Annotated in this window: 13 protein-coding genes and 1 riboswitch; of the genes, 6 read left to right on the plus strand and 7 right to left on the minus strand. The window is 57.8% G+C overall.

Annotated elements, in window-relative coordinates; all coding sequences use genetic code 11:
• The 5 genes from thiS to ACOTX2_RS24065 form a co-directional block, all read right to left on the minus strand.
• The gene (gene thiS, locus ACOTX2_RS24045) at positions 1–201 is read right to left on the minus strand and encodes a sulfur carrier protein ThiS (protein ID WP_032626499.1); all 201 of its coding nucleotides are present in this window, start codon (positions 199–201) and stop codon (positions 1–3) included.
• Complete coding sequence (thiF, locus tag ACOTX2_RS24050; RefSeq protein WP_063148480.1) at positions 185–940, minus strand: thiazole biosynthesis adenylyltransferase ThiF; 756 nt, start codon at positions 938–940, stop codon at positions 185–187. The genes thiS and thiF overlap by 17 nt, the downstream gene beginning before the upstream one ends.
• The gene (gene thiE, locus ACOTX2_RS24055; protein WP_023299073.1) at positions 927–1,568 is read right to left on the minus strand and encodes a thiamine phosphate synthase; all 642 of its coding nucleotides are present in this window, start codon (positions 1,566–1,568) and stop codon (positions 927–929) included. The genes thiF and thiE overlap by 14 nt, the downstream gene beginning before the upstream one ends.
• Positions 1,568–3,463 (minus strand): phosphomethylpyrimidine synthase ThiC, encoded by a 1,896-nt coding sequence (gene thiC / locus ACOTX2_RS24060; RefSeq protein WP_063148481.1) that lies wholly within the window; start codon positions 3,461–3,463, stop codon positions 1,568–1,570. The genes thiE and thiC overlap by 1 nt, the downstream gene beginning before the upstream one ends.
• A gap of 79 nt (positions 3,464–3,542) precedes the next feature.
• Positions 3,543–3,652: riboswitch (TPP riboswitch) on the minus strand.
• A gap of 54 nt (positions 3,653–3,706) precedes the next feature.
• Entirely contained in the window at positions 3,707–4,204 is a 498-nt protein-coding gene (locus ACOTX2_RS24065) for an Rsd/AlgQ family anti-sigma factor (protein WP_017384077.1), read from the minus strand.
• Between the two features lie 95 nt (positions 4,205–4,299).
• Here ACOTX2_RS24065 and nudC point away from each other — a divergent pair, with 95 nt between their 5' ends.
• The 6 genes from nudC (at position 4,300) to ACOTX2_RS24095 (ending at position 8,652) form a co-directional block, all read left to right on the plus strand.
• Positions 4,300–5,073, plus strand: a complete 774-nt coding sequence (nudC, locus tag ACOTX2_RS24070) for an NAD(+) diphosphatase (protein WP_022646710.1) — start codon at positions 4,300–4,302, stop codon at positions 5,071–5,073.
• A 38-nt stretch (positions 5,074–5,111) separates the two neighbouring features.
• Positions 5,112–6,176 carry a uroporphyrinogen decarboxylase gene (hemE, locus tag ACOTX2_RS24075; RefSeq protein WP_063148482.1) on the plus strand — a complete coding sequence of 355 codons (1,065 nt, stop codon included), beginning with the start codon at positions 5,112–5,114 and terminating at the stop codon, positions 6,174–6,176.
• A 9-nt stretch (positions 6,177–6,185) separates the two neighbouring features.
• Positions 6,186–6,857, plus strand: coding sequence for a deoxyribonuclease V (nfi, locus tag ACOTX2_RS24080; RefSeq protein WP_063148483.1), 672 nt, complete (start codon positions 6,186–6,188; stop codon positions 6,855–6,857).
• Between the two features lie 41 nt (positions 6,858–6,898).
• Positions 6,899–7,489, plus strand: a complete 591-nt coding sequence (locus ACOTX2_RS24085; RefSeq protein WP_022646712.1) for a YjaG family protein — start codon at positions 6,899–6,901, stop codon at positions 7,487–7,489.
• Positions 7,490–7,675: 186 nt separating this feature from the next.
• Positions 7,676–7,948 (plus strand): nucleoid-associated protein HU-alpha, encoded by a 273-nt coding sequence (gene hupA / locus ACOTX2_RS24090; RefSeq protein WP_002445246.1) that lies wholly within the window; start codon positions 7,676–7,678, stop codon positions 7,946–7,948.
• A gap of 11 nt (positions 7,949–7,959) precedes the next feature.
• Positions 7,960–8,652, plus strand: a complete 693-nt coding sequence (locus ACOTX2_RS24095) for a DUF1481 domain-containing protein (RefSeq protein ID WP_022646713.1) — start codon at positions 7,960–7,962, stop codon at positions 8,650–8,652.
• A gap of 49 nt (positions 8,653–8,701) precedes the next feature.
• Here ACOTX2_RS24095 and purD read toward each other — a convergent pair whose 3' ends face one another.
• Together purD and purH are read right to left on the minus strand one after the other, a co-directional pair.
• A complete protein-coding gene (gene purD, locus ACOTX2_RS24100; protein WP_063138231.1) occupies positions 8,702–9,994 on the minus strand; it encodes a phosphoribosylamine--glycine ligase in 1,293 nt (430 codons plus the stop codon).
• 15 nt (positions 9,995–10,009) lie between these two features.
• Entirely contained in the window at positions 10,010–11,599 is a 1,590-nt protein-coding gene (gene purH, locus ACOTX2_RS24105; protein WP_022646715.1) for a bifunctional phosphoribosylaminoimidazolecarboxamide formyltransferase/IMP cyclohydrolase, read from the minus strand.
• Positions 11,600–11,961: the final 362 nt, after the last annotated feature.

Here is an 11,961-nt window from a genome sequence, read left to right on the forward strand (position 1 = left end):
TCAGCCCCCAGCGATAACCTGAAACAGCAGGATCTGGTCGCCTTCAATGACCTGCTGATGTTCCCACCGCTCGCGCGGCAGGATCTGTTGATTGAGCGCCAGTGCCGTTCCCGGCTTCAGCTGGCGCAGCGTGTCGAGCAGGGCGGCAACGGTGAGATCGTCGTCGCACGTCATCGGCTCATCGTTAAACAGAATGCGCATCGCGGCCTCCGCATACCGGGCAGCAGTTGGCGCGGTTTAACGCCAGATGGCGCCAGCCGCTGGAACGGGCGTCGAACAGCCGGAGCGTGTTGCGCTCTGTTTCCATGCCGCTGAGCAACTTGATGGCTTCCAGCGCCTGAAGGGTACCCATCACGCCCACCACCGGCCCAAGAATGCCAGCCGTGCGGCAGTTACGCTCCGGTTCAGCCTCGTCCGGCCACAGGCAGCGGTAGCAGCCCTGCGCCCACGGCGGCGTAAGCACCATTATCTGCCCGCCGAAACCGACCGCGCTGGCGGTGATCAGCGGCGTGTTCTGTGCAACACAGGCCGCATTAATGGCCTGACGCGTCGCCATATTGTCCGTGCAGTCCAGCACCACGTCGGCAAGGGCAACTTCGCGTTGCAGATCTTCTCCGCTCAGCCGCGTCTGGAGCGCCACCAGTTCAATATCGGGGTTAAGCTGGTTCAGCCGCTTGCGCGTAACCTGTGCTTTAGGCTGGTTAACATCTTCTGTAGTGAAGAGGATTTGCCGTTGCAGGTTGCTGAGGTGTACCTCATCGTCATCGGCCAGTACCAGCGTTCCCACGCCCGCCCCGGCCAGATACAGCGCGGCGGGCGCGCCCAAGCCACCCAAACCGACAATCAGTACCCGGCTGGCGAGCAGCTTTTGCTGCCCGTCAATGGCGATATCCTCCAGCAGGATCTGGCGGCTGTAGCGCATAAAATCACGATCTTTCATCGCCTGCTCCTGCCAGTTGTAAAAGCCGTGCGGTGGCGGTCTGCCAGTCTGCGGCTTGGGTGATAGCGCTGACGACGGCGATACTGCCGACGCCGGTTTCCAGCACGGCGGGCGCACGTTCAAGGCTGATTCCGCCGATGGCGACGGTGGGGTAATCGGCAAGGCGCTTAACGTGGGCTGCCAGCTGAGCCAAACCCTGTGGGGCAGACGGCATCTGTTTGGTTTGCGTCGGGAAAACGTGGCCGAGGGCGATGTAGGAGGGGCGGGCCGCCAGCGCCACGTCGATCTCCATATCATCGTGGGTGGAAACGCCCAGCCGCAGACCGGCGTCACGGATTGCGTTGAGATCGGTCGTTTCCAGATCTTCCTGTCCCAGATGCACGCCGTACGCCTGGTGTTTAACCGCCAGCCGCCAGTAGTCGTTGATAAACAGGCGGGCGTGGTAGCGACGTCCCAGCGCGATAGCGGCGGCCACATCGGCCTCCACCTCTTCGTCGCGTTTATCCTTGATGCGCAGCTGGAGGGTGCGAACGCCTGCCTCCAGCAAGCGCTCTATCCACGCCACGCTGTCCACCACCGGGTAAAGCCCTAAGTGGAAGGAGACAGGTGGGAAATCGGGCTGGTACATTACGCCTCCTCCTTTTTGAGGTAGATTTCGCCGCCTTTGGCGCGGAAGGTTTCGGACATGTCTGCCATGCCGACTTCAATGGTCTGCGCGGCGGCGTAGTCGCGCACCTCCTGGCTGATTTTCATCGAGCAGAACTTCGGCCCACACATGGAGCAGAAGTGCGCGACTTTGCCCGATTCCTGCGGCAGGGTTTCGTCGTGGTAGGCGCGGGCGGTGAACGGATCCAGCGCCAGGTTGAACTGGTCTTCCCAGCGGAATTCAAAGCGCGCTTTGGACATGGCGTTGTCGCGAATTTGCGCGCCCGGATGGCCTTTCGCCAGATCCGCCGCGTGGGCGGCAATTTTGTAGGTGATCAGCCCCTGCTTCACGTCCTCTTTGTTTGGCAGCCCGAGGTGCTCTTTCGGCGTCACGTAGCAGAGCATGGCGCAGCCGAACCAGCCGATCATCGCCGCGCCAATGCCTGACGTGAAGTGGTCGTAGCCCGGCGCAATATCGGTGGTCAGCGGCCCCAGTGTGTAGAACGGCGCTTCGTGGCAGTGCTCCAGCTCTTCGGTCATGTTGCGGCGGATCATCTGCATCGGCACATGGCCCGGGCCTTCAATCATCACCTGGACGTCGTACTCCCAGGCGATTTTGGTCAGCTCGCCCAGCGTGTGCAGCTCGGCAAACTGCGCCTCGTCGTTAGCATCGCGGATGGAGCCCGGACGCAGGCCATCGCCCAGCGACAGAGAGACATCGTAAGCGGCGCAAATTTCGCAGATTTCGCGGAAGTGTTCGTAGAGGAAGTTTTCCTGATGATGGGAAAGGCACCATTTCGCCATAATCGAACCGCCGCGTGAGACGATACCGGTCAGACGTTTCGCCGTCATCGGCACGTAGCGCAGCAGCACGCCCGCGTGGATGGTGAAGTAGTCCACGCCCTGTTCCGCCTGCTCCAGCAGCGTGTCGCGAAACGCTTCCCAGGTGAGGTTTTCGGCGATGCCGTTGACCTTCTCCAGCGCCTGATAAATCGGGACGGTACCGATCGGCACCGGGCTGTTACGCAGGATCCACTCGCGGGTCTCATGAATATAGCGGCCCGTGGAAAGGTCCATCACCGTGTCCGCGCCCCAGCGCGTCGACCAGACCAGCTTTTCCACCTCTTCTTCGATGGATGACGTCACTGCTGAGTTGCCGATGTTGGCGTTGACCTTTACCAGGAAGTTGCGGCCGATAATCATCGGCTCGGATTCCGGATGGTTGATATTGGCAGGGATAATGGCGCGCCCGGCGGCCACTTCATCACGAACAAATTCCGGCGTGATGTTTTCCGGCAGGCGAGCGCCAAACCCTTCACCCGGATGCTGGTGGCGCAGCACTTCGCTGCGGATGCGCTCGCGGCCCATGTTTTCGCGGATGGCGATGAACTCCATCTCCGGCGTGACGATACCCTGTCGCGCGTAGTGCAACTGGGTTACGCATTTGCCCGCTTTAGCGCGTTTCGGCGTCAGCAGGCCAGTAAAGCGCAGCTCATCCAGACCGTCGTCGGCCAGGCGCGCGTTGGTGTACGCCGAGCTGCGCACGCTCAGTTCTTCGCAGTCGTTACGGGCGTCAATCCACGGCTGGCGAAGCTTTGCCAGACCCTGCTGCACGTTGATAGCAACATCAGGATCGCCGTACGGGCCGGAGGTGTCATACACCGGCACGGCTTCGTTGTCTTCAAACTGCGGGTGCTCTTTGCTGCCGCCGATAAGCGTCGGGCTGAGCTGGATTTCGCGCATCGGCACGCGGATATCGGCCTGTGAACCGGTGATGTAGATGCGCGTTGAGTTCGGGAAAGCGGTGCCTTCCAGGGTGTCGATGAAGCGTTGTGCGTGTTCGCGCTGTTCGCGGCGGGTCAGTTTTGCAGTAGACATAGCTCATTCCAGATGTGAAGGATATGGCTTGTCAGACGACGGATGAAGCAAGAGGAGATCGCCCCAGGGGCGATACAACAGCAGTGTGACTCTTGTTCCCTTCGCAGGTATTAACCTGATCAGGTTCCGCGGATCCCGAATTAACGGTCTCAGCCCGTGCTTTCACACTGGGCACTCCGACAAGAAAAATCCCCCTCGTGAGAGGGGCGAATGGTTGTAAATTACTCGTTAACGATTAAGAACTCAAGCAGGGCGCGCAACGTTATCGCTGGTACTGATATTCAGGTTGTTGTCCAGCACGAGGGCGATGAGTTTGTCTTCCAGCGTGAATCGCTCTTCCAGCGCTTCGCCAAGGTCGGAAAGCGCCTGCTGAAACTCAAGATAGTTATCGTGATCGATAGCGTTCTCCAGCGTGGAATCGTAGTAGTCCATGATCTGCTGGGTGTTGGCTTCAAGCAACGGACAGAGTTTACTGGCCGCTAAATACGGCGTTGTCCCTTCCATTTCGCGGATAATGCGTTCATAAAGGTTGAAATGGCCGTCGGAGAGGTAGTCGACCAGGCTCTGACAAAAGTCGTCCAGCGCTTTTTCATTGAGTCGCATAAAGGATTCTTTGCCAGGCTTAAGACCAACCAGATTGTAATACGCCACAAGGAGATGCTTGCGCACATGTAGCCAGCGATCCACCAGGGTGTTACTTCCTCCAACGCGCTCAGTCAGGCTTTCCAGCTGGTTTAACATGGTCGACTCCATAAGGTTTAAAATGGGATCTGCTTATCCAAAATGTAACCACAATGCTAACAACATGTCAGTGAAGCGAAGGTAGTGCAATAGATATGGATCGTATTATTGAAAAATCAGATCTGGGTTGGTGGATCGTCAGCCACGAACAAAAATTATGGCTGCCCTCAGGAGAGTTGCCCTACGGTGCCGCGGAAACGTTCGATCTGGTGGGCCAGTCCGCGCTGAAGATCGGCGAGTGGCAGGGCGATCCCGTGTGGTTGATCCAACAGGCGCGCCGTCAGGATATGGGATCCGTACGTCAGGTGCTGGATCTGGACGTCGGCCTGTTCCAGCTGGCGGGGCGCGGCGTACAGCTGGCGGAGTTTTACCGCTCGCACAAATACTGCGGTTACTGCGGCCACACCATGCACCCGAGCAAAACCGAATGGGCGCTGCTCTGCGGCCACTGCCGTGAACGTTACTACCCGCAAATCGCACCGTGCATCATTGTCGCCATCCGCCGTGATGATTCCATCCTGCTGGCGCAGCATACCCGCCATCGCAACGGCATTCACACCGTCCTCGCCGGGTTCGTGGAAGTCGGCGAAACGCTGGAACAGGCGGTGGCGCGCGAGGTGATGGAGGAGAGCGGCATTAAGGTGAAAAACCTGCGCTATGTGACGTCGCAGCCATGGCCGTTCCCGATGTCCCTGATGACCGCGTTTATGGCGGAATACGACAGCGGCGAGATTGTTATCGATCAGAAAGAGCTGCTGGAGGCGAACTGGTATCGCTACGACGATTTACCGCTGCTGCCCCCGCCGGGAACGGTGGCGCGTCGCCTGATAGAAGATACCGTGGCAATGTGTCGGGCCGAGTATGAGTAGTGTTACACTGACAGACTGACGCAATAAGGAACTGCAAAATGACCGAACTGAAGAACGATCGTTATCTGCGTGCGCTGCTGCGCCAGCCCGTTGATGTCACCCCGGTGTGGATGATGCGCCAGGCGGGACGCTATCTGCCAGAGTACAAAGCCACGCGCGCGCAGGCCGGTGATTTTATGTCGCTGTGCAAAAACGCCGAGCTGGCCTGTGAAGTCACGCTCCAGCCGCGGCGCCGCTTCCCGCTTGATGCCGCCATTCTTTTTTCGGACATTCTCACCATTCCGGATGCGATGGGCCTTGGGCTCTATTTCGAAACCGGCGAGGGCCCGCGTTTTACCTCTCCGATCAAAAGCAAAGCTGACGTTGATAAGCTGCCGATCCCCGATCCGGAAGGCGAGCTGGGCTATGTGATGAACGCCGTGCGCACCATTCGCCGCGAACTGAAAGGCGACGTGCCGCTGATTGGCTTCTCCGGTAGTCCGTGGACGCTGGCCACCTATATGGTGGAAGGCGGCAGCAGCAAAGCCTTTACCGTCATCAAAAAGATGATGTACGCCGAGCCGCTGGCCCTGCATGCCCTGCTCGACAAGCTGGCGAAGAGCGTCACGCTCTATCTCAACGCGCAGATTAAAGCGGGCGCGCAGTCGGTGATGATTTTCGACACCTGGGGCGGCGTGCTGACCGGGCGTGATTATCAGCAGTTCTCCCTGTACTACATGCACAAAATTGTCGATGGTCTGCTGCGTGAAAACGAAGGCCGTCGCGTGCCGGTAACGCTGTTTACGAAAGGCGGCGGTCAGTGGCTGGAAGCGATGGCGGCCACCGGCTGTGATGCGCTGGGCCTCGACTGGACCACTGATATTGCCGATGCGCGTCGTCGTGTGGGGGATAAAGTGGCGCTCCAGGGCAACATGGACCCTTCCATGCTCTATGCGCAGCCTGCCCGTATCGAAGAAGAAGTGTCGACTATACTGTCTGGTTTCGGCCAGGGCGAAGGCCACGTCTTCAACCTCGGTCACGGTATTCATCAGGATGTACCGCCAGAACACGCTGGCGTATTTGTGGAGGCGGTGCATCGGCTTTCTGCCCAGTATCACAAGTAAGGAGTGGTTATGGATCTCGCGTCGCTACGCGCTCAGCAAATCGAACTGGCTTCATCGGTGATCCGCGAGGATCGTCTGGATACGGACCCTCCGCGATACATTGGCGGGGCGGATGTCGGGTTTGAGCAAGGCGGTGAAGTGACGCGAGCGGCGATGGTGGTGCTGAAATACCCGTCGCTGGAGCTGGTGGAGTACAAGGTGGCGCGTATCGCCACCACCATGCCCTATATCCCCGGCTTTCTCTCCTTCCGCGAATATCCCGCGCTGCTGGCCGCGTGGGAGCAACTCTCGCAAAAACCCGATCTGCTGTTTGTGGATGGGCACGGCATCTCCCATCCGCGTCGCCTGGGCGTTGCCAGCCACTTTGGTCTGCTGGTAGACGTGCCGACCATCGGCGTGGCGAAAAAACGCCTGTGCGGCGCGTTTGAGCCGCTCTCTGCCGAACCGGGCGCGCTGGCGCCGCTTATCCATAAAGGCGAGCAGCTGGCGTGGGTCTGGCGCAGTAAAGCGCGCTGCAATCCGCTGTTTATCGCAACCGGGCATCGGGTCAGCATGGACAGCGCCCTGGCGTGGGTGCAAGGCTGTATGAAGGGCTACCGCTTACCTGAGCCTACCCGCTGGGCTGACGCCGTTGCCTCTTCACGTCCGGCATTCATTCGTTGGCAGGAAATTCAGCCGTGATTCAGGTAAACTGCGGCTAATTTTCGATTCGAGACATCATCATGTTACAAAACCCGATTCATCTGCGCCTTGAGAAGCTGGAAAGCTGGCAGCACGTGACGTTTATGGCTTGCCTGTGCGAGCGCATGTACCCCAACTATGCCGCGTTCTGTAAGCAAACGGAGTTTGGCGAAGGCCAGATTTATCGACGTATTCTGGATTTGATCTGGGAGACGCTGACGGTCAAAGACGCAAAGGTAAACTTCGACTCTCAGCTTGAAAAGCTGGAAGAGGCAATTCCTGCGGCGGACGATTACGACCTGTATGGCGTCTACCCGGCTATCGATGCCTGTGTGGCGTTGAGCGAGCTGATCCACTCCCGTCTGAGCGGTGAAACCCTGGAGCACGCCATTGAAGTCAGTAAGGCATCCATCACCACCGTCGCGATGCTGGAAATGACCCAGGAAGGCCGTGAAATGACCGACGAAGAGCTGCGTGCTAACCCGGCGGTTGAACAGGAATGGGATATTCAGTGGGAAATTTTCCGTCTGCTGGCGGAGTGTGAAGAACGTGATATTGAGCTGATCAAAGGGCTTCGCGCGGACCTGCGCGAGGCCGGTGAGAGCAATATTGGTATAATTTTTAACCAATGAGACAACAAAACGTGATTTAACGCCTGTTTTGTCACTCCTCGACTCTTCCCTTTCGCCCCCCGTCTGGTCTACATTTGGGGGGCGAAAAAAAGTGGCTATCGGTGCGTGTATGCAGGAGAGTGCTTTTTTGGCATTTTCGTCGCACTCGATGCTTAGCAAGCGATAAACACATTGAAAGGATAACTTATGAACAAGACTCAACTGATTGATGTAATTGCGGACAAGGCTGATCTGTCTAAAGTGCAGGCTAAAGCTGCTCTGGAATCTACCCTGGCTGCTATTACTGAGTCTCTGAAAGAAGGCGATGCTGTACAACTGGTTGGTTTCGGTACCTTCAAAGTGAACCACCGCGCTGAGCGTACTGGCCGCAACCCGCAGACCGGTAAAGAAATCAAAATCGCCGCAGCTAACGTGCCGGCATTTGTTTCTGGTAAAGCACTGAAAGACGCAGTTAAGTAAGACGCGTGGCAGTGAACAGTTTTAACGAAGGGGCGGCAACGCCCCTTTTGTCATTCTGGCGTGGACCGCTCGCGCTGGCAGGCGTACTGTTGCTGTCTGCATGTAGTCATGATTCCTCACTCCCCCCGTTTACCGCCAGCGGCTACGCTGACAACCAGGGTGCGGTCAGGATCTGGCGCAAAGATTCCAGCGATGAAGTGCATATGCTTACCGCGTTCAGTCCGTGGCATAACGGCAATACCTCGACCGCAGAATACCGCTGGCAGGGCGATGCGCTGTCGCTCATTGAACTGAATATCTACAGTAAGACTCCCGAACACGTGAAGGTGCGTTTTGACGACCACGGCGAGCTGAGCTTTATGCAGCATGAGGTCAGTGGACTGAAACAGCAGCTTTCCAGCGATCAGGTCGCGCTCTACCGCTACCGTGCTGAACAACTTCGCCAGACCAGCGATGCGCTGCGTCAGGGCCGCGTGGTGCTGCGCCAGGGGCGCTGGCATGCCGACGGCACGGTGACCACCTGCGAAGGGCAGACAGTGAAGCCTGAGCTTGAATCCTGGGCAACCGAACACATTCAGCGTCGTCAGCGGCATTCATCTGTGGAGGTGAGTGTGGCATGGCTGGAAGCGCCGGAAGGCTCTCAGCTGTTGCTGGTGGCGAACGAAGATTTCTGCACCTGGCAGCCGACAGAAAAGAGTTTTTGATTTAAGTCCCCTCTCCCTTGAGGGAGAGGGTTAGGGTGAGGGTGTGAAATTACTCTCCCTGCTCCCGCGCAATGGCACGATAGCCGATATCCTGGCGGCTGAAGCTGCCGTTCCAGTGAATATCCGCCATCAACGCATAGGCGCGCTTCTGCGCCTCTGCCACGGTATGACCCAGCGCGGTCGCACACAGCACGCGTCCACCATTAGTGAGCACGCGGTCATCGTCAGAGAGCTTTGTACCGGCGTGGAACACCTTCGCACCGTCAATCTCTTCCAGCGGCAGGCCGTGGATCTCATCCCCGGTGTTGTAGCTACCCGGATAGCCACCCGCAGCAATCACCACACCTAAAGAGGCACGCTCGTCCCACTCGGAAGTTTTCTCATTCAGCTTGCCTTCGCACGCCGCCAGACACAGATCAACCAGATCGGACTTCATGCGCAGCATGATCGGCTGAGTTTCCGGATCGCCGAAGCGGCAGTTGAATTCAATCACCTTCGGGTTACCCTGCTTGTCGATCATCAGGCCTGCGTAGAGGAAACCGGTGTAGGTATTGCCTTCCGCCGCCATCCCTTTTACGGTTGGCCAGATGATGCGGTCCATGGTGCGCTGGTGTACTTCGTCAGTGACCACTGGAGCAGGGGAGTAAGCACCCATCCCGCCGGTGTTTGGACCCGTGTCGGCATTGCCTACGCGCTTGTGATCCTGGCTGGTGGCCATCGGCAGGACGTGCTCACCGTCAACCATCACGATAAAGCTCGCTTCTTCGCCGTCGAGGAACTCTTCAATCACGATGCGATGACCCGCATCGCCAAAGGCGTTACCCGCCAGCATATCGTGAACGGCGGCTTCGGCTTCTTCGAGCGTCATCGCCACGATCACGCCTTTCCCGGCGGCCAGGCCGTCGGCCTTAATGACAATCGGTGCGCCTTTTTCGCGCAGGTAAGCCAGAGCGGGCTCCACCTCTGTGAAGTTCTGGTATTCCGCCGTCGGGATGTTATGGCGAGCCAGGAAATCTTTGGTGAAGGCTTTCGAACCCTCCAGCTGCGCAGCACCCTCCGTTGGGCCGAAAATTTTTAGGCCCGCGGCGCGGAAGGCATCTACAACGCCGATCACCAGCGGCGCTTCCGGACCCACAATCGTCAGATCGATATTCTCGTTCCGGGCAAAGCTCAGCAGCGCCGGGATATCGGTTACGCCGATGGCGACGTTCTGTAGCGCGGGCTCCAGTGCGGTACCGGCGTTACCCGGTGCCACAAAGACGGTTTCAACCTGCGGAGACTGCGCTGCTTTCCACGCCAGGGCGTGCTCGCGCCCGCCATTACCAATCACTAATACTTTCATTTTCTGCTCCGGAAATTAATGGCGGAAGTGGCGCATGTCGGTAAAGATCATTGCGATGCCATGTTCGTCGGCAGCGGCAATCACTTCGTCATCACGGATTGAACCGCCAGGCTGGATCACACAGGTGATGCCCACAGCAGCGGCCGCATCAATACCGTCGCGGAACGGGAAGAAGGCGTCAGAGGCCATGGCGGAACCTTTGACTTCCAGACCTTCGTCACCTGCTTTAATACCCGCGATTTTCGCAGAGTAAACGCGGCTCATCTGGCCTGCGCCTATCCCGATGGTCATGTTCTCTTTGGCGTAAACAATGGCGTTAGACTTCACGAACTTCGCCACTTTCCAGCAGAACAGCGCGTCGCGCAGCTCCTGTTCGGTCGGCTGACGTTTGGTCACCACGCGCAGGTCGGCTTCTGTCACCATACCCAAATCGCGATCCTGAACCAGCAGACCGCCGTTCACGCGCTTGAAGTCCAGGCCCGGCACGCGCTCTGCCCACTGGCCGCAAACCAGCACGCGCACGTTCTGTTTCGCCGCGGTGATTTTCAGCGCTTCTTCGGATGCGGATGGCGCGATGATCACTTCGACAAACTGACGGGAGATGATGGCCTGCGCGGTTTCCGCATCCAGCTCGCGGTTGAAGGCGATAATGCCGCCGAACGCGGAGGTCGGGTCGGTTTTGTAGGCGCGATCGTAGGCATCCATAATGGAGGTGCTTACTGCGACGCCGCATGGGTTGGCGTGTTTGACGATAACGCAGGCCGGCTCGCTGAACTCTTTCACGCATTCCAGCGCGGCGTCGGTATCGGCAATGTTGTTATAAGAGAGGGCTTTGCCCTGTACCTGCTGAGCAGTCGCAACAGAGGCTTCTTTCACCTCTTCTTCTATATAGAAGGCTGCCTGCTGGTGGCTGTTCTCGCCGTAGCGCATATCCTGCTTCTTAATGAAGTTCAGGTTCAGGGTGCGCGGGAAGCGACCAGATGGATCTTTGCTTTCACCGTGGTAGGCAGGAACCAGGCTACCGAAGTAGTTGGCGATCATGCTGTCGTACGCGGCGGTGTGTTCGAAGGCTTTGATGGCGAGGTCGAAACGCGTATCAAGCGTCAGGGACCCTTCGTTGGCGTCCATCTCATTAATAATGGCGCTGTAGTCGCTGCTCTTCACTACGATGGCCACATCTTTATGGTTCTTGGCTGCGGAGCGCACCATGGTCGGGCCGCCGATATCAATGTTCTCTACGGCATCTTCCAGAGAACAGCCTTCGCGGGCGACGGTCTGGGCGAAGGGATAGAGGTTTACGACAACCATGTCGATGGGGGCAATATTGTGCTGCTCCATAATGCCGTCGTCCTGACCGCGACGACCCAGAATGCCGCCGTGCACTTTCGGGTGCAGGGTTTTGACGCGTCCATCCATCATTTCCGGGAAACCGGTGTAGTCGGACACTTCGGTTACCGGCAGACCTTTCTCTGCTAACAGGCGAGCGGTACCGCCTGTAGAAAGCAGCTCCACACCGCGTGCGGAAAGTGCCTGAGCGAATTCGATGATACCGGCTTTATCAGAAACACTGAGCAGAGCGCGGCGGACTGGACGACGTTGTTGCATGGTAAATCCCCTGGATTTCACGATTACAGAGAGCGTTAGATGAATTTTCCAGCGAAAAACTCATCTAACACACCTGACGAGGCCTCCTTGTTAAGCGCGAGCATTTTAACGAAAACGTTTGCGCAACGCTCGCATATTTTCACTTTTTCGAAGCGCTGTGGATAACTCTGTGCGTAAAAGGGTATAAGGCGGGGTTTTGCTGGGGAATGCAGCAGTCAGTCATTTTTCTGTCATTTAGCGGTTGCGGCCTGCGGAGAACTCCCTATAATGCGCCTCCATCGACACGGCGGATGTGAATCACTTCACAGACAACCCGGTCGGTTGAAGAGAAAAAATCCTGAAATAACGGGTTGACTCTGAAA

It is taken from the genome of Enterobacter cloacae complex sp. IR5412 (genome assembly GCF_049237385.1).
In the GTDB taxonomy this organism is placed as follows: domain Bacteria; phylum Pseudomonadota; class Gammaproteobacteria; order Enterobacterales; family Enterobacteriaceae; genus Enterobacter; species Enterobacter intestinihominis.